Consider the following 20,110-nt stretch of genomic DNA (forward strand, 5'->3'; position numbering starts at 1 on the left):
GGCCTCAGTCCCGTACCCGTTTAAGAATGTCTTCGTAGGCATCGATACGGCGATCCCGGAGATACGGCCAGATTCGCCGAACGGATTCGGTACGGTTGCGATCAAGGGTGGCGGTCAGGATGCACTCGCTGTGGTCATCTCCCCTGGCCAGGAATTCGCCCTGGGGGCCACAGATGAAGCTGTTGCCCCAGAATCGGATGCCATCACCCTGACCGGTTGGGTCCGGTTCGGTGCCAACCCGATTGGGAGCAATAACGGGCAGGTTATTGGCGACGGCATGACCCCTTTGCACCGTAACCCAGGCTTCCAGCTGCCGGGCCTGTTCTTCGGGGTCGTCGGTGATGTCCCAACCGATGGCGGTGGGGTAGATCAGGATATCGGCACCGGCCAGTGCCATCAGGCGGGCTGCCTCCGGGTACCACTGGTCCCAGCACACCAGAACCCCGAGCTTTCCGATAGAGGTATCGATCGGGGTGAAGCCGCTGCGGCCGTCATTGAACCAGGCGTCTCCGGGGGTGAAATAGAATTTCTCGTAGAAGCCTGGGTCATCGGGGATGTGCATCTTTCGGTAGATGCCAGCCAGGCTGCCGTCGGTATCAAACACCACGGAGGTATTGTGGTAGACGCCGTTCATGCGCCGTTCGAAGATGGAGCCGACCAGGACAATCTCCAGTTCGCCGGCGAGGTCTGCCAGCCGGTTGCTGGTGGGGCCGGGAATGGGCTCCGCCAGTTCGAAAATGTCTGTGTCTTCTGTCTGGCAGAAATACAGCGTGGCATGTAGCTCCTGCAGCACCACCAGTTGTGCGCCGCCCCTGGCGGCTTCACGGATCAGTTTCTCCGACGTGGCGAGGCTGGCAGCCTTGTCGTCGGTACATTTTTGCTGGATAGCCGCAATCTTCAGCTGCGGGTTCTGGGGCCGGCTAGTCATAGCGTGACCACTCCTGCGGGAATCTGCATGGTGACACAGTGAAGGCTGCCGTGCTGTTGGATCAGCGGGCGGCAGTTGATCGGAACAATCTCCCGGTCAGGAAAAATCCCGGCCATGATTCGGATGGCTTCCTGATCTTGCGGTACATCGTACACAGGCAACAGAACCGCGCCATTGATGATCAGAAAGTTGGCGTAGGTGGCGGGCAGGCGCTCGCCGTCTTCATCATGGATGGCATCCGGCCAGGGCAGGGCAGTCAGTTTATAGGGGCTGCCATCCTTCTGCCGGAACTCCTGCAGCTCTTCTTCCATGGCCGCCAGTGCGCTGTAGTGTTCGTCGGCTGCGTCCGGGCAGGTAACGTAGCAGATGTGGTCAGGGGCGCAGAATCGAGCCAGGGTGTCGATATGGCTATCCGTATCGTCACCGGCCAGGTAGCCGTGGTTCAGCCAGAGAATCCGATCGGCCCCCAGGAGTTCCGACAGTAACTGTTCGATAGCCGATCGGTCCATGGAAGGATTTCGGGACGGTGTCAGCATGCATTCACTGGTGGTCAGGACCGTGCCCTGGCCGTCGGATTCGATGGAACCACCTTCCAGAACGAAATCCACAGACTGCAAACGATGGCCGCCAAAGACGCCGGCATTCGCCAGATGGTGATTGAGGGCGTTGTCTTTCTCCCACGGAAACTTGCCACCCCAGGCGTTGAACCGGAAGTCCAGCAGGGTGAGGCCGTCGCCGGTGTCGACCGTTATCGGGCCGTGATCCCGCGCCCAGGTGTCGTTAGCGGGTGCCGGGACGGTGATCACACGCCCCGGAAGACCGTTCTCTTCTGCGAAATGGTTTAGTTCCTGGCCGAGTTTCTGCAGCCGTGCCACGAATTCACAACTGATCACCAGATGCTCAAATCGAAGCACCTGGTGAGCAATGTTCAGGAAGACACGTTCAACCTCGTCCATTATCCGGGCCCAGTCAGTGCCCGGATGAGGCCAGGTCAACATGACTGCGCTCTGGGGCGCCCACTCCGCAGGCAACACTCGCTTGGATGTCACTGTATTTGTCACCTTGGTTCGCAAAAGCCGCCATTCTATCTGACCATTGCCACAACGTCAGGCCATGGGCGGGGAAAATTGAACCTTTGTCCGGAGGGGGATTAACGGTTGCGCTTGACGACAGTGTGCAGCACCCGGTCGTGTTCGAAATAGACGATAAAATCGGAGTAGTGCCACTGGCTGATAGGAGGCTCACCTAATGGCCCATGGATATCCTGAGGAGCGCCCCAGCGGTTGCGAACCGAGGATTGGGTCATGCCGGTGGTCGGCAGGCTGACCTGGCTGCGATCGGCCTGGCTGCCAACGGGAATTTTCAGCTGTTCGGCGTGCAGGTTGGTTGCCAGGCCGGCAGACATAAGGGACGTCAGTGCCACGGCGGTAATCAGATTTCGCTTGTTCTTCATTGGGTTCTCCATTAATGCCTGGTTCCCGCGAACGATACCGCAGGGCATGGATAAAACGTAATATCCCGAAAAAACGTGCAAAAGTGAGTGTTTTTTCAAAGTTTACTCTTTTTGCCGCTGCCGGATTTGCCAACGCATCACATGGCGGGCAATTTGTTGGCGGCTACTGTCGTCAAGTTGAACGAACTCGGTGTGAACCCTTGCTCCGCCTCGATCATCCGCCTCTGTGCTTAGAACTTCCGCAATGGCTTGAGGTTGATAAAGTTCCGGTGGCAGGGTCATACGTACCGCAATACGGTCGCCCTGGTTCCAGGCAGGGGTACTGCTGAAAAACGACAGGCCACCCTCGCTGAGAGTCACATCCTGCCAGTCCTCCGGTTGCAACGGATTTTGCTCAAAGGCGATAATGCGCGCTAGCGTGTCGAGCTTGCTGTTCATGGATTTGATCAATCCGGTCAGTAGCCGGTCACGTTCCGCGAGGCTGGCGAGGTGTGCTTTTACATCCTGATCCAACCGGCGGAATTCAGCTTTGAGGCTTTCCAGTGGCGATCCATTGAACGGGTCATCCTGCTCGCTGTCAGCGTTACCGGAGAGACGGCGGATTTCAAGACCAATACGGTCCTTGATCCGGAAATACTCGCGTCGGTCGGCTTTGGCATCGGTGATCGGTGGCGTGATAGGCGAGCCTGGCATTCTGTCTCCGGCGGGCTGAAATTTTATTGGTAAAGAGTAGTTTAGCAGTTTCCCGGGGGCTCGCGAGTGATCCGGGGTACCAAACCACGACAGGCCAGAAGGTAGCGACAGGCACCTCCCCATGTTCAGACCCTTATCGTTCTATATCGGCTTGCGGTACACCGCAGCCAAGAGACGTAATCACTTTATATCCTTTATATCCCTGACCTCCATGCTCGGGCTGATGCTTGGCGTGGCGGTCCTGATCATCGTGTTGTCCGTCATGAATGGTTTTGACCGGGAATTGAAGCAGCGCATTCTGGGCATGGTGCCCCACGCCACGATTCAGGGGGCGTCGGGCCCGCTGGAAGACTGGGAAGAGATTGATCGCCGCGTACAGGAGCATCCACGGGTACTGGCGGCCGCGCCCTTTATCCAGGGCCAGGGCATGGTGACAGGCGGTGGTGATGTTCGGGGAGTGATGCTAAGCGGCATTGTGCCCGAGCAGGAAGCCACGGTATCGATCATTGAGAATCACTTCATTGAAGGCAACCTGGATGAACTCAAGCCGGGAGAATTCGGCATTATCATCGGTCGGCTGATGGCCAACAGCCTTAGGCTGCAGGTCGGAGACAAACTGACGGTTGTCCTGCCGGAAGCCTCGGTAACCCCGGCCGGCGTACTGCCCAGGCTAAAGCGCTTTACCGTTAAAGGTATCTTCAGTGTCGGTGCCGAGCTGGATGGCAATTATGCGCTGATTCATATGGATGATGCGGCCCGCCTGATGCGAACCGGCGGCCGTGCCGAGGGCGTGCGCCTGCTGGTGGATGACCTGTTTGCAGCACCGCGCGTGGTCAACCAGGTTGCGCAGGATCTGGGAGGGCGTTACTACGTATCTGACTGGACCCGTACCCACGGCAACCTGTTCCAGGCTATACGGATGGAAAAGACCATGATTGGCCTGTTGCTGATGTTCATTGTGGCCGTGGCCGCTTTCAATATTGTTTCCACCCTGGTCATGGTGGTCACCGACAAAACCGCAGACATCGCGATTTTGCGAACCATGGGGGCAACACCCGGGCGCATTATGCGAATTTTCATCATTCAGGGGGCGGTAATAGGTATCTTTGGCACCCTGATGGGAACCGCGCTCGGAATCTTCGGAGCCCTGAATATCAGTGGCTTCATTTCCTGGCTTGAGGGGCTGATGGGGCATCAATTCCTGAGTGCCGACGTCTACTTCATCAGTTACCTGCCGTCCCAATTGCAGTGGCAGGATGTGGCCATTATCAGTAGTGCCGGAATGGTGATGAGCCTGCTGGCAACGATTTACCCGGCATGGCGGGCATCCAGGGTCGAACCGGCAGAGGCGTTACGTTATGAGTGAAGTAGAAATGACGACCAGCAAGCCTTTGGTAATCGACTGCCGCCAGGTTACCCGAACCTACGACCAGGGCCCCGAGACACTGACGATTTTCTCCGACATTTCCCTGGAAGTGTCGGCAGGCGAAACCGTTGCCATCGTGGGCAGCAGTGGTGCTGGCAAAACCACGTTGCTGAACCTGCTTGGCGGCCTGGACCGGCCGTCATCCGGCCAGATTCATATCTGTGGTGAGGATATTCACCGGTTGTCGGAAGCCGGCCGGGCACGTTTCCGCAATGGCCACCTTGGCTTTGTCTACCAGTTCCATCACCTGTTGCCGGAGTTCACAGCGCTGGAAAACGTTATGATGCCCTGCGCACTGGGCGGTCAGTCGCTGGCTGTGGCCAGGCAGAAAGCCGAAAAATTGCTGGACCGGGTTGGCCTGGGCAAGCGATTGAAGCATAAGCCTTCCGAGCTGTCTGGCGGTGAGCGCCAGCGGGTGGCCATTGCCCGGGCGCTGGTCAACGAGCCCCAATGTGTGTTGATGGACGAGCCAACCGGTAACCTGGACGAGCATACCGGCGAGGGTATCAGGGCTCTGATTGAGGATTTGCGAGAGCAGTCTGGCATTGCCTTTGTTATGGTCACCCACGATATGCGAATGGCGCGGAGCCTCGGCCGGGTGTTGCGACTGGAGCAAGGGCGGTTGGTTCAGGAAGCCTGATTACGGGCCTTCTTGCAGGCTTTTCTTGAAAAGCGCCGAACCTGCCAGTCGGTGCGGATTTTTCGCCGCCAAAGGTACTGGATGATCAGATAGGCGCTGCAACCCGCAGCAGTCGCCACCACAATTGACCCGACATAGAGCGGCACGCCAATCTCCATCAGGCGGCTGCTCAGCCAGGACCAGGAGAGCTGGAATTCGAAAGCCAGCACGGGGCGGTCCAGAATCCAGGCGCCTACTTTGTAGTTAAAGTAGAAGATGGGCGGCATGGTCAACGGATTGCTGATCCAGACCAGGGCGACGGACAACGGCAGGTTGGCATTGATCCAGATGGCCATGCCTGCTGCCGCCGCCATTTGGAATGGCATCGGGATAAAACTGAGAAAAAGTCCGATCAGGAAGGCGCGAGACACACTGTGCCGGTTGATGTGCCACAGGTTGGGTTCATGAAGGATATCGCCCAGAAAGCGCAATGATTCGATGGATTGCACTTTTTCCGGGGAAGGCAGATACCGTTTCATGAACTTCTTGGGCATAGGAAGTTCGGCCTGTTGCTTCGGAATGGATAACTTCCGGCACCCTGAGCGCGCCGGGCTAATGCACTGGAGGACAAGGATTGTCCGGTCTGTTTCATACTCACCAAACGCCTGAACACAGCGTAGTCGGCGCGCCCGGCATTGTCGCGTTCTCGTGCGGCGTTATCTTACTGTATCAACTAACGCTTTTACCACCGCCCTGGTGGCTGTTTTTGGTCGGGCTGCTGATGGTTAGTGCGTCTCTCCTGATCCGTCAGGGTACCATGCGCCGTCTGATCAGGCTGTTGGCTCTGCTTGTGCTGGGTCTGGCCTGGGCTGGCTGGCATTCTGAAGCGCGCCTGGCGGAGCGCTTGCCGGCGGATATGGAAGGCAAGCGTCTGGAACTATCAGGGTATGTTTGTGAGCTTCCGCAGGCCGGCAGTTTCAGCAGTTTGCGCTTTAGCGTGTGTGTTGTCAGTTGGCACAGCGAAGGCCAACAGGACGCCACACCGGTACTTCCCCGCAGAGTGCGTCTCTCCTGGTATGGCCGGAATGATCAGGCGCTGCCCGGCCATCGGCTGAGACTGGAGGTGGTCCTTAAACGGCCGCATGGCAACCTGAATCCCGAGGGGTTTCGCTATGAGGATTGGCTGTTCAGGAAAGGTTACCGGGCAACCGGAAGCGTTCGGGCGGTTGCCCTGGACCAGGATCTTCATTGTGGCTGGCATTGCCGGTACCACGCCTGGCATCAAACGGTCGCTGAGCAGGTTCATCGGCATTTTTCCGATGCCGGTGAATACCCTTTGATTGCCTCGTTGCTGATCGGCCACCGCGGTTATCTCACGGATCGGCATTGGCAAACGCTTCGGGCAACGGGCACGATTCACCTGGTGGCGATATCAGGGTTGCACTTGGGACTGGTGGCGGTTGGTGCTGGCCTGGTTGCGCGCCGCTTCACCTTGTCCGTGCCGGCGCACTGGCTGGATGAGCGGCGCAGGCGAATCGCAGGCTTTGCGCTGGTTATCCTGTGTTGCCTGTTCTATGCACTGGTTGCCGGGTTTACCGTACCAACCCGCCGAGCCTTGATCATGGTTCTGGTTGGCGGCTGGTATCTGCTTCTGGCCCGCGAGGCCAGTGTCTGGCGACCATTCTGTTCAGCCTTGTTTCTGGTGCTGTTACTTGACCCGTTCGCGCCGCTGGATCAGGGGTTCTGGTTGTCCTTTGGTGCGGTGGCGGTCTTGCTGGCGGTATTCAGCGGGCGCCTGGCAGGCCCCGGCTGGGTCAGGGGCCTGGTATTGGCACAGGTAGCGGTTTTTGCGGGCTTGTGGCCATTGTTGTCCGGGCTTGGGCAGAGCCAGCCGCTGGCCGGTTTGGTGGCAAACCTGGTGGCGATTCCCTGGGTATCGCTGGTTGTGATGCCGGTGCTGTTTGCAGGTGCTTTGTTGGTGCTGGTGTCCGCTGGCGCGGTAACGGGTTGGGTAAGTTCGCTGCTTGACGCAGTACTGGGCCCGTTGATGGCCTGGCTGCAGTGGGTGGAGCAACTGGCGGCTCCAGTGTCCGCATTAACGCCAGAGGCATCACCCTTTTTACTGACATTGTTGGCGGCTGTCGTCGTTCTGCTGCTCCGTTTCCCTGACAGGGTTTTTCGCCTGATGACCGTGGCGTTAGTCGGGGCCTGGGCGGTCACGGCGGTGTTGACAAGGCCTGCCGCCATTAACCCGGAGGTGGTGGAGCCGGAAATTCGTGTCTGGGATGTGGGCCAGGGTCTGTCTGTTCTGGTGCGTGTGGGGCGCAAGGCACTGGTTTACGACACAGGGCCGGAAGTACGGGGTGTGTTTTCGGCTGTTGACTCGACACTGCTTCCGAACCTCCGGGCCCTGGGGATTAATAAACTTGATCGTCTGATAATCAGCCACGGTGACAGTGACCATGCCGGTGGCCTGGTACAGTTGGTACAAGCCGTAGATGTGGAGCAGATACAGAGCGGTGAGCCGGAAGTCGTGGCCGGGATTCTGGACGAAGTGCAGGGGAAATCGGTAGGACAGTGTCGATCAGAGCCGTTCGAATGGCATGGGGTTGTGTTCGAATTCTGGCAGTCCCAAGCCGAGCGCACCGGAAACGATGCGTCCTGTGTGGTCCGGGTTCACCATCCCGCCAGTGGTTCTGACGTGCTGCTTACCGGGGATATCAGTAAACGGGTAGAGGCAGATATGCTTGCCCCCGGCACGGTGCCGTGGTTGCGCAAGGCAGTGGATTTCCGCTTGGTGCTTGCGCCGCACCACGGCAGCAAAACATCTTCCTCTGCACCGTGGATCGATCGTGTCGCGCCCGACTGGGTAATCTACACGGCGGGCTATCGGCATAGATACGGCCACCCCCATCCTGATGTAGTGGCCCGGTACCAGCTGGCGAATGCTCGCCCACTCAACACCGCCTGCTCCGGAGAGATCGTCATTACCTTGAGTAAGCATGGCCCGAAAATCAGTGAGCTACGCCACACTGTTCCGTTTTGGATCCAGGGGCCGGGGCTGACCCGTGACCAATGTAAAATACCGTGACATTCCGGGTGTGGCCTGAACCGGCAGCTATGCTAAAGTAGCGCGGCTTGTAATTAATCAGGGAGATCAAGCGTGTTCGAGCTGTTGAAAGCCGGTGGCATCCTGATGGTGCCCATTGTTGCCTGTTCCATCCTGGCGCTTGCCATTGTTCTGGAGCGGTTCTGGACTCTGCGAGCCTCCAGGGTAGCGCCCCCACAATCGATTAACGAACTCTGGCGCTGGATCAAGAAAAAAGAACTGAATGGGCGCAAGCTCAAGGCGCTTCAGGGCTCCTCACCGCTGGGCCGTATACTCGCTGGCGGGCTGATCAACGCCAAGCACGGCCGGGAGATCATGAAAGAGAGCATCGAGCACGAAGCCAGCCAGGTCATCCATGATCTGGAACGCTTCCTGAACCCCCTCGGTACCATTGCCACTATTACACCGTTGCTGGGTTTGCTGGGCACGGTCATCGGTATGATCAAAGTATTTGCGGAAATTCAGCTGGCGGGCGTGGGTAACGCCGGTAATCTCGCTGGCGGTATTTCGGAGGCGCTGATCACCACGGCTGCGGGCCTGAGCGTCGCTATTCCCGCCCTGATTTGTCATCGCTACTTCATTCGTCGCGTTGATGAGCTGGTCGTTAACATGGAGCAGGAAGCCATCAAGCTGGTGGAAGTGGTTCATGGCGACCGTGAAATCGACGTGGAAGGAGCCTGAACACCGTGAAGTTCAAGCGCCAGAGAAGCCAGGAGGTCGGGGTTGACCTGACGCCACTGATCGATGTGGTGTTCCTGTTGCTGATTTTCTTTATGGTGTCCACCACCTTTACTCGGGAAAGCCACCTGCAGGTGGATTTGCCCGAGGCGAGCGGCGAACCGGTTTCGCCCTTTGAGGTAAGGCAGATCGATGTAGTGATCAATGCTGAGGGCCAATACATCCTGAACGAGAGGACACTGGTCAATAATCGGCGTGAAACCCTTGAGCGGGGTGTCAGGGAATTAGCTGAGGGAGACAACAGCTTGCCGTTTATCATTACGGCCGATGCCAGAACTCCCCATGAATACGTTGTGCGCGCCATGGATGTGGCCGGCCGCCTGGGGTTTGCGAAACTGAGCATAACCACAGAGTGGGAGGCTGAGAATCCGTGATCGATGCAAGGCCGGAACCTCTGAAGGTACCGCCAACCGGAAGCTGGGCAACCTACAAACGATTGCTCGCCTATGTGAAACCCTTCTGGTTCGCGTTCTCCCTCGCGGTGCTGGGGAACATTATCTATGCCGCGGCCTCCACAGGCATGGCGGCTGCCATGGAGTATGTGATCACCGCCATTGAGAATCCGACGGATCAGAACCGGTTGCTGTTGACGGGCCTGATTGTCGGCATTTTCGCCTTGCGGGGTGTGGGCACCTTTTTCAGTCAATACTTCATCAGTTACGTCGGGCGGCAGGTAATCAATGCCCTCCGCAATGATGTGTTCGATCGCCTGATGACACTGCCGTCGCGGTATTATGATGACAATGCTTCTGGCAGGTTGGTGTCCAAACTTACCTTCAATGTCGAGCAGGTGGCCGAGGCCTCAACCAACGCCATCACCATCACCCTCCGCGAAGGCCTGACCATCGTCGGCTTGCTAGGCTTTATGCTGTATACCAACTGGAAGCTGACCCTGGTGTTCCTGACCGTGGGGCCGGTGATCGGGTTGGTGGTGAATTACGCCAGCAAGCGTTTTCGCCGAATCAGCAAGCGCATTCAGGGGTCGATGGGTGATATCACCCATGTGGCCTCAGAATCCATCTCCGGTTACAGGGTGGTGCGAACCTTTGGAGGGGAAGACTACGAACGTGAACGCTTCCGGGAAGTCAGCGACCAGAACCTCAAACAAAGCCTGAAAATGGCCTCTACTCAGGCCATCAGCGTGCCGGTCATCCAGGTGTTGGTGGCTATCGCCATTGCCGCGCTGGTCTGGACCATGTTGTCTCCGGAAATCCGTGGTGAGATGAGTACCGGCCAGTTAATCGCCTTCATTACCGCGGCGACGACCATGGCCAAGCCCATTCGTCAGGTAACCTCGGTGCATGCCAAGATTCAGAAGGGCGTGGCTGCGGCCTATGACGTGTTTGAAACCATGGACGAGCAGCCAGAGGAAGATCGCGGCGAATACACCCCAGACCGTGTGGAAGGCCATATTGAGTTCGATAAGGTGTGCTTCCGCTATCGTGATCAACTGGATAATGTCTTGGACGGTATTTCAGTGAAGGTGCCGGCCGGGCAGAGTGTGGCACTGGTCGGCCGTTCGGGCAGTGGTAAATCGTCTATGGTCAGCCTGCTACCCCGATTCTATGAGTACACCGAGGGTGACATCCGAATCGATGGCAGGTCTCTCAAGGAGTTCTCGCTCAAGGGTCTGCGTTCCCAGATTGCTCTGGTGAACCAGAACGTGGTGCTGTTCAACGACACCATTGCCGCCAACATCGCCTACGGTGCCTTGCGCAACTGCAGTCGTGAAGAAATCCGGGAAGCCGCCGCCAAGGCTCATGCCCTGGAGTTTATCGACCGGATGCCGGAAGGCCTGGATACCATGATCGGGGATAACGGCGTGATGTTGTCTGGCGGCCAGCGCCAGCGCCTGGCCATTGCCCGGGCTTTGCTGAAGAACGCCCCGATCCTGATCCTTGATGAGGCCACGTCGGCACTGGATACAGAGTCGGAACGGCATATTCAGGAAGCCCTTGAGACGGTGATGCAAGGCCGGACGACGCTGGTCATTGCCCACCGCCTGTCCACCATCGAAAAGGCGGACCGGATACTGGTGATGGACAAAGGCCACATTGTCGAATCCGGCACGCATGAGGAATTGCTGGCGGCAGACGGCGCCTATGCCCAGTTGCATCAGATCCAGTTCAGCGAGCATGCATGAGCAGCAGCCGCATTGACCGCTTTTGGTATGGCCAGGGCAAGCCCCTGGCCATCCTCGGTCCATTGGCCTGGCTGTACCGGGTGGTGTCTGAATCGAAACGCCGGAAAGCCTGGCAGGCCCGCAATGAAAGCTTGCCCTTGCCGGTCGTAGTGGTTGGCAATATCACCGCAGGTGGTACCGGCAAATCCCCCCTGACCGCCCGGCTGGTGCAACGCATGAAGCAGGACGGCTGGCATCCGGTTATCCTGAGCCGGGGCTACGGCGGCAAGAGCGATCATTATCCTCTGTTGGTAAAAGACACCACGCCGGCATCGGTTTGCGGTGATGAGCCGCTGATGCTGGCGTTGGCCACGGGGTGCCCGGTGGTGGTCGATCCCGACCGTTGTCGCGGTGGGCACTGGGCCCTGGCGCAGGCACTCGGCGACGTCCTGATCTGTGATGACGGCTTGCAGCATTACCGCTTGCCCAGGGATATTGAGCTGGCGGTGTTTGATGCCGGCCGGGGCATTGGTAACGGTGCCCTGATTCCGGTGGGCCCATTGCGCGAACCGGTAACACGGCTCTCGAGTGTGGATTTTGTGATTCTCAATGGAGAAGTGTTCCCGCCGCCGGGTCAGCAGATCGACGAGTTTGCCGGCGTAGCGCATCCCGAGATCCATGCCATGTCACTGCAGCCGGCGTCGTTGGTCAACCTGAACTCCGGGGAGACTCTGGCGCCCTCAGCACTCGGGGGGCGGTCAGTGCGTGCGGTTGCCGGAATAGGCAACCCGGGACGTTTCTTTGACACACTGAGGAGCCTGGGAGCACAGGTCACCGAAGCGGCTTTTCCCGATCATCACCGTTTCCGCCCGGAAGACCTTGGCTCCAGTGCGGGTGAGTGGCTGGTCATGACCGCGAAAGATGCGGTCAAATGCCGGGGCTTTGCACCCGACAACGCCTGGGTATTGACGGTGGATGCCTGTCTGTCGGAACCTTTTGAACATCGCTTTCTGGAACGGCTCAGGGCATGCTCTGGGCAGTTGCATCAACAAAATACTGAGAGAACCAACCATGGATAAGAAACTGTTGGCCATGCTTGCCTGCCCGGTGTGCAAGGGTGAACTCAAGCTCAACGATGCCCGTACCGAGCTGATCTGTTACCAGGACGCCATGGCGTTTCCGATTCGTGAGGGTATCCCTGTCATGTTAGCCGTAGAGGCCCGTACCCTGAGTACCGACGAACGGCTTGATAAGCACTGACACACCCGCCAGCAGGACGCATCAGTATGTCATTTACCGTTGTCATCCCCGCCCGCTACGCCTCCAGCCGGTTACCCGGTAAACCGCTGGCCATGATTGCCGGTAAACCGATGATCCAGCACGTATGTGAACGCGCCCAGGAAAGTCGGGCGAGCAGGGTCGTGGTTGCCACCGACGACCAGCGCATTGAGGCATCGTGCCAGGCATTCGGTGCCGAGGTGGTCATGACGTCACCACACCACGCCAGTGGCACGGACCGGCTTGAGGAGGTTGCCCGAAAGCTGGGGCTGGACCCGGACCACCGGGTGGTTAACGTACAGGGTGACGAGCCGCTGATACCGCCGGCGTTAATTAACCAGGTGGCCGATAATCTCGACTACTTCCCTGAGGCCAGTATTGCCACCCTGTGCGAGCGTATCCACGACGCCCGGCAGGTATTCAACCCGAACGTGGTGAAGGTGGTGTTCGATAGCCGGGGAATGGCGCACTACTTCAGCCGAGCACCCATCCCCTGGGCGCGGGACTTCTGGCCCGCCAACGCATCGGTGGCTGACGTAGACTTACCCGAGGGCATTGGTTACTTCCGGCACATTGGCATTTATGGCTACCGTGCCAGTGTGCTCAGCCAGTTTGTCAGCTGGCCGCCGGCACCGACAGAACAGGTGGAAGCGCTGGAACAGCTCCGGGCCTTGTATAACGGTGCTCACATTCACGTGGATATCGCTGATCGACCGCCCGCATCGGGCGTTGATACCGAAGAGGATCTGGCCCGGGTGCGGGCTCTAATAGAAGCAGGAGGACGTTATGCCTGATCAGGTCAGTGTGTTGTTTGTTTGTCTGGGTAACATCTGTCGTTCGCCAACGGCGGAAGGGGTGTTCCGGCAACTGGTCACTGAGCAGGGAATGACAGAACATCTGCACATTGACTCCTGTGGCACCGGTAACTGGCATATTGGTAAGTCGCCGGATGCCCGGGCCATGGCGGCGGCAGACCGTCGCGGTGTGGATATCAGTGACCTGAGGGCCCGGCAGATCAAGGCTGAAGACCTCGACCGGTTTGATTACGTGTTGGTGATGGATAGGCAGAACCTGGCCGATGTCAGGGATATCTGGCATCTGAATGGCGGCACCGAACCTCGCCTTTTTCTTGAGTTTGGTGAGTCCGGCCAGGCCGAGGTGCCGGATCCATACTACGGCGGTGAGGACGGTTTTGAACGAGTGCTGGACCTGATCCACGAAGCCAGTCAAGGCTTACTGGAGGATATCCGGGGGCGATTGGCTTGAATGGCGCGCTGAGTGTCACCGAGCATGCTGATCTGCGTAAGCTGAATACACTCGCGATTGCGGCGCGGGCTCGTTATTTGATCCGGATTTCCGGCGTGGATGACCTCACCGCCGCACTGGCCTGGGCTGAGGCCCGGGAGCTGGACACCCTGATTCTCGGTGGTGGCAGTAACCTTGTGTTTGCCGGTGATTTTGACGGTGCGGTCCTGCACATACAGATTCGGGGCCGGCATTGGGAAAAAGTAAACGGTGATGACGCCGTACTTGTTCTGGGTGCTGGTGAAAACTGGCATGAGGCGGTTTTATACGCTGCCCGCTCGGGTTACCGGGGCATAGAAAACCTGGCGCTGATTCCCGGTACTGCCGGCGCTGCGCCGGTGCAGAACATTGGTGCCTACGGTGTTGAACTTGCCGATACCCTGGTAAGTGTGACAGCGTTGGATCGTGTTACCCGGGGTGTGGTTACCCTGACCGCCGGCGATTGCCAGTTTGGATACCGTGACAGCCTGTTCAAACGGCAGCCTGGCCGCTACACCATCCTTGAACTTAGACTAAAACTTTCCCGATCCTTGCCATTAAAGCTGGATTACCGGGACCTTCAGGATTATCTCGGGGATACCGATGTCAACGCCCTTACGCCTCTGGAGGTTGCTGAAGCGGTGATGGCGGTGCGGCACCGCAAGCTGCCGGACCCCGCTGTTTTGCCTAACGCGGGCAGCTTCTTCAAGAATCCGGTGATCAATCAGGTGGCGTTTGAAAGGTTGCAGGAGCGCTTTCCTGGTGTGGTGTTTTATCCGGTAGAGCAGGGTGTCAAACTGGCTGCGGCCTGGTTGATTGACCAGGCTGGCTGGAAAGGCTTTCGCAATACCCGGGTGGGTGTTCATAACCGACAGGCTTTGGTGCTGATCAACCACTCGGGGGGCTCTGGTGCCGAGGTGCTGGCGCTGGCTGACGAGGTGCGCCGGTCTGTGCAGGAAACCTTCGGGGTTGAGCTTGAAATGGAACCGGGTGTCGTTGGCGCTCGTTAGCGTGACTGGTCAGAAACCGCCGGGCTGCCCTTTCAGGCAGCCCAGGGGATGATCGAGCGGCCTTAGAGGCCGCCCTTCGGGGAGGCTTTCACCAGGAACGCCAGCGCTTCTTCCACCGGGATGTCCTGTTTTTCTTCATCGCGGCGGCCCTTGTATTCCAGGGTGCCGGCGGTCAGCCCGCGCTCTGAAATCACGAACCGGTGAGGAATGCCCATCAATTCCATATCGGCGAACTTGACGCCTGGGCGTTCGTTACGGTCATCCAGCAGTACGTCGTAACCCGCCTGGCGCAACTGGCTGTAAAGTTTCTCGCCGGCTTCGGCCACTACCGCATTCTTGTGGGCGTTGAGAGTAACAATGGCCACCTGGAACGGAGCGATGGCGTCTGGCCAGATGATGCCCTTGTCGTCATGGTTCTGTTCGATAGACGCGGCCACAATACGGGAAACGCCAATGCCGTAGCAGCCCATTTCCATAATCACCGTTTTGCCGTTTTCATCCAGAACGGTGGCGTTCATGGCAGAGCTGTACTTGTTACCCAGTTTGAAGATGTGGCCGACCTCGATACCACGGCGGATCTCCAGGGTACCCTTGCCATCCGGGCTGGGATCACCTTCCTCCACGTTGCGCAGGTCTTCCACCCGGCCCAGGGGTACGTCGCGTTCCCAATTAACGCCGGTCAGGTGGTAGTCGTCCTTGTTGGCACCACACACGAAGTCTGCCAAGTGGGCAGCGCTGCGGTCGACGATCACAGGCACAGCCAGGTTGACCGGGCCGATGGAGCCGGGTTTGCAACCAATAGCCTTTTCGATTTCTTCATCGGTGGCCATGGTCAGCGGCTCGGCAATGCCGTTCAGGTTCTCTGCCTTGATTTCATTCAGGGTGTGATCGCCCCGCAGAATCAGTGCCACCAGGCCGGATTCGCCGTTCTCGTCGGCTTTGCCTTTGACCAGCAGGGTCTTCACGCTGCGCTCTGCCGGCAGGCAGAGGAACTGGGAAACGGCTTCGATGGTTTTCTGGCCTGGCGTGTGCACTTCGGTCATGGTCTCGCCAGGAGCCGGGCGATCACCCGCAGGGGCAATGGCTTCAGCTTTTTCGATGTTGGCGGCGTAATCGCTTTCGGTGCTGAACACGATGGCGTCTTCGCCGGAGGATGCCAGTACATGGAACTCGTGAGACGCGCTGCCGCCAATGGCACCGGAATCGGCCTGCACCGGCCGGTAATCCAGCCCCAGTCGATCAAAGATGTTGCAGTAGGTCTGGTGCATAACCTGGTAGGTGTCATCCAGCGAAGCTGCGTTCAGGTGGAAGGAATAGGCATCCTTCATGATGAATTCGCGGGCACGCATAACGCCGAAGCGGGGGCGGCGCTCATCACGGAACTTGGTCTGGATCTGATAAAAATTAGCCGGCAGTTCCTTGTAGCTTTTCAGTTCGTTGCGGATCAGGTCGGTGATGACTTCTTCGTGGGTTGGGCCAAAGCAGAAGTCCCGGCCGTGGCGGTCATTCATACGCAGCAGTTCGCCGCCGTACTGCTCCCAGCGCCCGGATTCCTGCCAGAGCTCGGCTGGCTGCACGGCCGGCATCAGAACTTCCTGGGCTCTACTCTTGTCCATCTCTTCGCGAACAATTCGTTCCACCTTGCGCAGGGTGCGCAGGCCCATGGGGAGCCAGGTGTAGAGGCCTGCGGCCAGCTTCCGGATCATTCCGGCGCGCAGCATCAGCTGATGGCTGATAATCTCTGCATCTGAGGGTGTCTCTTTCTGGGTGGCAATCAGGTAACGGCTTGCTCGCATCGTGTCTTCCGCTTTATTGAAAAGTGGGGGTTAAGACTAATTGGCAGGGCTTCTGGCCTGCTTCTGCCTTTCTTTGTCGTAAAGTGGACGTTATTGTACGGAGCCTGCTTCACAAGGTACAGATGATGTCTGACGAATCTATCGACGTAACACCTCGCCGGCGACCGGTTCAGGCGCGCAGTCGGGAGCGGGTGGGCAATATCCTCAGCCATGCCGCGGCCATTTTTCATGAGAACGGGGTGGATGGCACCAGTATGTCCGCCATTGCCCGGCAATCTGGCATGTCGTTAGCGTCCCTTTACCGCTACTTTCCGAACAAAGCGGCCATCGTTCATGCCATTGCCGAAGGGCATGTCGAGAAAATGGAAACCGCGCTGCGGGAGAAGCTGCCCGAGCTGAGCCTGCACGACGCGGTGGATGTGCTGATTGATCAGTTCTACGACTTCTACCGCACCGAACCGGCGTACTCGGCAATCTGGAGCGGCGTGGAGTCCATGCCCGAGCTGCGGGAGCTGGACTTGCGGGAGCTCTACAGCAACGCCCGAGACCTGGATACCAGGCTACAGCAGGAATATCCGTCGCTGCCGAAAGAACGCAGCTGGACAGCCAGCCTGCTGCTGCCCCGTTCGGCCGGAACCATCCTCAGGCTGGCGGCTACCCTGCCGGACGATCAGGGCCAGCAGCTGGTGGTGGAGTTGAAGTGTATGGCCAGAGCCTATCTGGCTGAGCTGATCCGTCAGGAAAGATAGCCCAGGGGCAGGGCGGTACTGTCGATTACTCTCCGCAACACAAAACTGGAGTGCACACCACTGACACCCTGAATCCGGGTAATGCGGTTGAGCAGAAACTGGTGATAATGATCCATGTCTGGCACCACCACTTTCAGCATGTAATCGGCACTCTGGCCGGTGATCAGATAGCACTCCTGAACCTCTGGAAAGACCGCCACCTGTTCCTCGAAAGCGGCAAAGCGTTCCGGTGTATGTCGGTCCATGCCGATCAGAATGATGGCGGTCAGCGATAACCCGAGTTTTTTGTGGTCCAGAATGGTCACTGTCCGCACTATGATGCCCGCGTCTTCGAGCGCCCGCACCCGGCGCAGGCAAGGGGAGGGCGAAAGCCCGACTTTCTCCGCCAGTTGCTGGTTGGTCAGGGAGCCGTCCTTCTGCAATTGTTCCAGGATTTTCCGGTCAGTTTTGTCAATTCTGACCAGTGTCTTGTCATTGTTCGCAATCATATGCTGTAAATCCTGACTTGTTGCAATATATGGCTTATGAATAACGATTTTGGGCTAAAATAGCAACCAAATAGCGCCATATGGGCGTTACACTCTCTCCATTGATATGAACAGCGAAAGGAATGTTCCGTTATGGCCTTTGATCATCGTAAATACGTCGCCTTCAAACCGGTTGCCAAGGAAGACCGCCGCTGGCCGGACCAGGTTATCGAGAAAGCACCCACCTGGTGTGCTGTCGACCTGCGTGATGGCAACCAGTCGCTGATCAAGCCCATGTCCGTTGCCCAGAAGCAGCGCCTGTTCGATTTGCTGGTCAAACTGGGCTTTAAGGAAATAGAGATTGGGTTCCCGGCCGCCAGCCAGCCGGATTTTGATTTCTGCCGCAAGCTGATTGAAGAAAACCGGATTCCGGACGATGTGAAAATCCAGGTGCTGACCCAGGCCCGTCCAGAATTGATTGAGCGCACTTATGAAGCCCTGGAAGGTGCAAAGCAGGCGATTGTGCACGTGTACAACTCCACGTCCACCGTGCAGCGCGAGCAGGTATTTGGTCTCGATCGGGCCGGCATTCGTGAGATTGCCGTTAACGGTGCCACCCTTGTGAAAGAGATTGCGGCCCGTTATCCGGACACCGACTGGACCTTCCAGTATTCCCCGGAGAGCTTCACCGGCACCGAACTGGACTTCGCTGCGGAAGTGATTGATGCGGTCACCGAGGTGTGGCGACCGGATCAGGGGCAGCCGGTGATTATCAATCTGCCGGCTACCGTAGAAATGTCTACCCCTAACGTGTTTGCCGACCAGGTGGAGTGGATTTGCGAAAACATCCGGTATCGCGAGCACATCAGCATCAGTCTGCATACCCATAACGACCGGGGGTGTGCGGTGGCTGCGGCCGAACTGGGCGTGATGGCCGGCGCTGACCGGATTGAAGGTACCCTGATGGGTAACGGGGAGCGCACTGGCAACATGGATCTGGTAACCATGGCAATGAACCTGTATTCACAGGGCATTGATCCGACCCTGGACTTGTCCGGCATGGCGGAAATTACCGAGGTGGTTGAAGCCTGTACCGAGATTTCCACCCACCCGCGTCATCCGTATGCGGGCGAGCTGGTGTTCACCGCCTTCTCGGGCAGCCACCAGGACGCCATCCGTAAGTGCCTGGCCCGCCGCAACGAGGGCGACGCCTGGAACGTGGCCTACCTGCCCATCGATCCGTTCGATGTGGGCCGTCGCTATGAAGAGGTGGTGCGCATCAATAGCCAGTCCGGCAAGGGTGGCGTTGCTTATGTACTGGAGCGGGACTACGACATTACCCTGCCGCGTTGGTTGCAGATTGAATTCAGTAAAGTGGTCCAGAAAGAAGCCGAGACCAACGGTGGCGAAATTGATTCCCACACCATCCACCGCCTGTTCGAAGACCGCTACCTGAGGGTTCATGAAGACTGGTCACTGCGTTCCTACGATCTGCATCGGGACGAAGAGGGTGTTCGTGCCGAAGTGGTGGTCGGTAGCGACACGTCTCCCGTGACCTTTGAGGGCTGCGGATTGGGTGCGGTTGAGGCGGTGTCTGACGGGCTGGCCAAGCGATTTGGCGTTACGGTGGCGGTAGAAGCATACGATGAGTTTGCTCTGGGCGAGGGCACCAACGCCAATGCCTTGGCCTGTATTCGCCTGACCGCCAATGGTCAGCATTGCAGCGCAGCGGCCCTGGCGGAAGATACCACCTCGGCGACCCTGCAAGCGCTGTTTTCAGCAGTGGCCCAGGCGGTGGGCACGGATATGCCGGCAGCAAAGGCGCCGGAAGCAGCGGAAGCGGTCTGATGCCCGGTTCTGTCTACGCCTGAACGCAGAACGGCCGGCATAGTTGCCGGCCGTTCTGTTTTCCGTCTGCCCGTGAGGGGCATCCGGCGGTAAACCGTCGCCCTTACAGAGGGGTTACGTTTTCCGCCTGGGGGCCTTTGGGTCCCTGGGTAACGGTAAACTGCACCTGCTGACCTTCTGTCAGGGTACGGAAACCGTTGGAGTTGATTGCACTGTAGTGAACGAAAACGTCACTGCCGCCTTCCTGGGCAATAAAGCCAAAGCCCTTGGATTCGTTGAACCACTTCACGTGGCCAGTTTTGGTATCGGACATCGATCTTTCCTGTCTTTCTGAAAATTTGCCCTCACGGGACCTTCTTGTTTCGCACAGACTCTGGATCCATACAAACGCGGTTTCCGCCAGAGCGGAAGCCGTCGATGCTGAGTCGTCCGGAGCGTACTGAGGAAGGGGCAACGCGAAGCCTGGGCAGGACGTTGTAGCGCATTCGTCAAATACCGCTGCAGAAGAGCACAGCAATTTTCAGTATAGACCGACTTTGGGGGGCGTCAATTGTTTTTTTGGCGATCAGTGTCGGGATTTTAATTTATAA

At 58.1% G+C, this 20,110-nt stretch carries 21 protein-coding genes; 13 read left to right on the forward strand and 8 right to left on the reverse strand.

Translation table 11 applies throughout. The features are described from left to right. Positions 1-4: 4 nt before the first annotated feature. The 4 genes from ACTZWX_RS01285 to ACTZWX_RS01300 form a co-directional block, all read right to left on the reverse strand. Positions 5-928, reverse strand: coding sequence for a carbon-nitrogen hydrolase (locus ACTZWX_RS01285; protein ID WP_444712409.1), 924 nt, complete (start codon positions 926-928; stop codon positions 5-7). Further along, positions 925-1,977: an agmatine deiminase family protein gene (locus tag ACTZWX_RS01290; protein ID WP_444712410.1), complete on the reverse strand. Its 1,053-nt coding sequence runs from the start codon at positions 1,975-1,977 to the stop codon at positions 925-927. Before ACTZWX_RS01290 ends, ACTZWX_RS01285 begins: the two co-directional genes overlap by 4 nt. Positions 1,978-2,078: 101 nt before the next feature. Then, entirely contained in the window at positions 2,079-2,381 is a 303-nt protein-coding gene (locus ACTZWX_RS01295; RefSeq protein WP_444712411.1) for a hypothetical protein, read from the reverse strand. 102 nt (positions 2,382-2,483) lie between these two features. Continuing rightward, positions 2,484-3,074: a PilZ domain-containing protein gene (locus ACTZWX_RS01300; protein ID WP_444712412.1), complete on the reverse strand. Its 591-nt coding sequence runs from the start codon at positions 3,072-3,074 to the stop codon at positions 2,484-2,486. Between the two features lie 121 nt (positions 3,075-3,195). On the opposite strand from ACTZWX_RS01300, the gene ACTZWX_RS01305 reads away from it, so the two are divergent. Both ACTZWX_RS01305 and ACTZWX_RS01310 read left to right on the forward strand, forming a co-directional pair. Next, a complete protein-coding gene (locus ACTZWX_RS01305) occupies positions 3,196-4,440 on the forward strand; it encodes a lipoprotein-releasing ABC transporter permease subunit (protein WP_152437970.1) in 1,245 nt (414 codons plus the stop codon). Next, positions 4,433-5,140: an ABC transporter ATP-binding protein gene (locus ACTZWX_RS01310; protein ID WP_152437971.1), complete on the forward strand. Its 708-nt coding sequence runs from the start codon at positions 4,433-4,435 to the stop codon at positions 5,138-5,140. Before ACTZWX_RS01305 ends, ACTZWX_RS01310 begins: the two co-directional genes overlap by 8 nt. Here the strand turns inward: ACTZWX_RS01310 and ACTZWX_RS01315 are convergent. Then, a complete protein-coding gene (locus ACTZWX_RS01315; protein ID WP_106695574.1) occupies positions 5,128-5,673 on the reverse strand; it encodes a DUF2062 domain-containing protein in 546 nt (181 codons plus the stop codon). The genes ACTZWX_RS01310 and ACTZWX_RS01315 overlap by 13 nt on opposite strands. Positions 5,674-5,753: 80 nt before the next feature. Between ACTZWX_RS01315 and ACTZWX_RS01320 the strand changes: the two genes are divergently transcribed. The 9 genes from ACTZWX_RS01320 to murB all read left to right on the forward strand — a co-directional run bounded on the left by ACTZWX_RS01320 (position 5,754) and on the right by murB (position 14,660). Next, positions 5,754-8,210, forward strand: a complete 2,457-nt coding sequence (locus tag ACTZWX_RS01320) for a DNA internalization-related competence protein ComEC/Rec2 (RefSeq protein ID WP_444712413.1) — start codon at positions 5,754-5,756, stop codon at positions 8,208-8,210. 72 nt (positions 8,211-8,282) lie between these two features. Beyond that, positions 8,283-8,909: a MotA/TolQ/ExbB proton channel family protein gene (locus tag ACTZWX_RS01325; RefSeq protein ID WP_058089566.1), complete on the forward strand. Its 627-nt coding sequence runs from the start codon at positions 8,283-8,285 to the stop codon at positions 8,907-8,909. A 5-nt stretch (positions 8,910-8,914) separates the two neighbouring features. Continuing rightward, positions 8,915-9,340 (forward strand): ExbD/TolR family protein, encoded by a 426-nt coding sequence (locus ACTZWX_RS01330; protein ID WP_444712414.1) that lies wholly within the window; start codon positions 8,915-8,917, stop codon positions 9,338-9,340. After that, positions 9,337-11,109: a lipid A export permease/ATP-binding protein MsbA gene (gene msbA / locus ACTZWX_RS01335; RefSeq protein WP_152437972.1), complete on the forward strand. Its 1,773-nt coding sequence runs from the start codon at positions 9,337-9,339 to the stop codon at positions 11,107-11,109. The genes ACTZWX_RS01330 and msbA overlap by 4 nt, the downstream gene beginning before the upstream one ends. Next, positions 11,106-12,167: a tetraacyldisaccharide 4'-kinase gene (lpxK, locus tag ACTZWX_RS01340; RefSeq protein ID WP_444712415.1), complete on the forward strand. Its 1,062-nt coding sequence runs from the start codon at positions 11,106-11,108 to the stop codon at positions 12,165-12,167. The genes msbA and lpxK overlap by 4 nt, the downstream gene beginning before the upstream one ends. Then, positions 12,160-12,348, forward strand: coding sequence for a Trm112 family protein (locus ACTZWX_RS01345; RefSeq protein ID WP_011785222.1), 189 nt, complete (start codon positions 12,160-12,162; stop codon positions 12,346-12,348). Before lpxK ends, ACTZWX_RS01345 begins: the two co-directional genes overlap by 8 nt. A gap of 26 nt (positions 12,349-12,374) precedes the next feature. Continuing rightward, complete coding sequence (kdsB, locus tag ACTZWX_RS01350) at positions 12,375-13,160, forward strand: 3-deoxy-manno-octulosonate cytidylyltransferase (protein ID WP_444712416.1); 786 nt, start codon at positions 12,375-12,377, stop codon at positions 13,158-13,160. Further along, complete coding sequence (locus ACTZWX_RS01355) at positions 13,153-13,632, forward strand: low molecular weight protein-tyrosine-phosphatase (protein ID WP_444712417.1); 480 nt, start codon at positions 13,153-13,155, stop codon at positions 13,630-13,632. Before kdsB ends, ACTZWX_RS01355 begins: the two co-directional genes overlap by 8 nt. After that, complete coding sequence (murB, locus tag ACTZWX_RS01360; protein ID WP_444712418.1) at positions 13,629-14,660, forward strand: UDP-N-acetylmuramate dehydrogenase; 1,032 nt, start codon at positions 13,629-13,631, stop codon at positions 14,658-14,660. Before ACTZWX_RS01355 ends, murB begins: the two co-directional genes overlap by 4 nt. A 62-nt stretch (positions 14,661-14,722) precedes the next feature. Here murB and ACTZWX_RS01365 read toward each other — a convergent pair whose 3' ends face one another. Continuing rightward, complete coding sequence (locus ACTZWX_RS01365) at positions 14,723-16,456, reverse strand: proline--tRNA ligase (RefSeq protein ID WP_444712419.1); 1,734 nt, start codon at positions 16,454-16,456, stop codon at positions 14,723-14,725. 125 nt (positions 16,457-16,581) lie between these two features. Between ACTZWX_RS01365 and ACTZWX_RS01370 the strand changes: the two genes are divergently transcribed. Next, positions 16,582-17,205 carry a TetR/AcrR family transcriptional regulator gene (locus tag ACTZWX_RS01370; RefSeq protein ID WP_444712420.1) on the forward strand — a complete coding sequence of 208 codons (624 nt, stop codon included), beginning with the start codon at positions 16,582-16,584 and terminating at the stop codon, positions 17,203-17,205. Here ACTZWX_RS01370 and ACTZWX_RS01375 read toward each other — a convergent pair. Next, complete coding sequence (locus tag ACTZWX_RS01375) at positions 17,193-17,693, reverse strand: Lrp/AsnC family transcriptional regulator (protein ID WP_082888527.1); 501 nt, start codon at positions 17,691-17,693, stop codon at positions 17,193-17,195. The two genes, ACTZWX_RS01370 and ACTZWX_RS01375, sit on opposite strands and share 13 nt — an antisense overlap. Before the next feature lie 132 nt (positions 17,694-17,825). On the opposite strand from ACTZWX_RS01375, the gene leuA reads away from it, so the two are divergent. After that, positions 17,826-19,520, forward strand: coding sequence for a 2-isopropylmalate synthase (gene leuA, locus ACTZWX_RS01380; protein ID WP_444712421.1), 1,695 nt, complete (start codon positions 17,826-17,828; stop codon positions 19,518-19,520). Positions 19,521-19,623: 103 nt separating this feature from the next. Here leuA and ACTZWX_RS01385 read toward each other — a convergent pair whose 3' ends face one another. Beyond that, positions 19,624-19,833 carry a cold-shock protein gene (locus tag ACTZWX_RS01385; protein WP_058089577.1) on the reverse strand — a complete coding sequence of 70 codons (210 nt, stop codon included), beginning with the start codon at positions 19,831-19,833 and terminating at the stop codon, positions 19,624-19,626. Positions 19,834-20,110 lie beyond the last annotated feature (277 nt).

It is taken from the genome of Marinobacter sp. NSM, from assembly GCF_052380025.1.
Taxonomy (GTDB): Bacteria; Pseudomonadota; Gammaproteobacteria; order Pseudomonadales; family Oleiphilaceae; genus Marinobacter.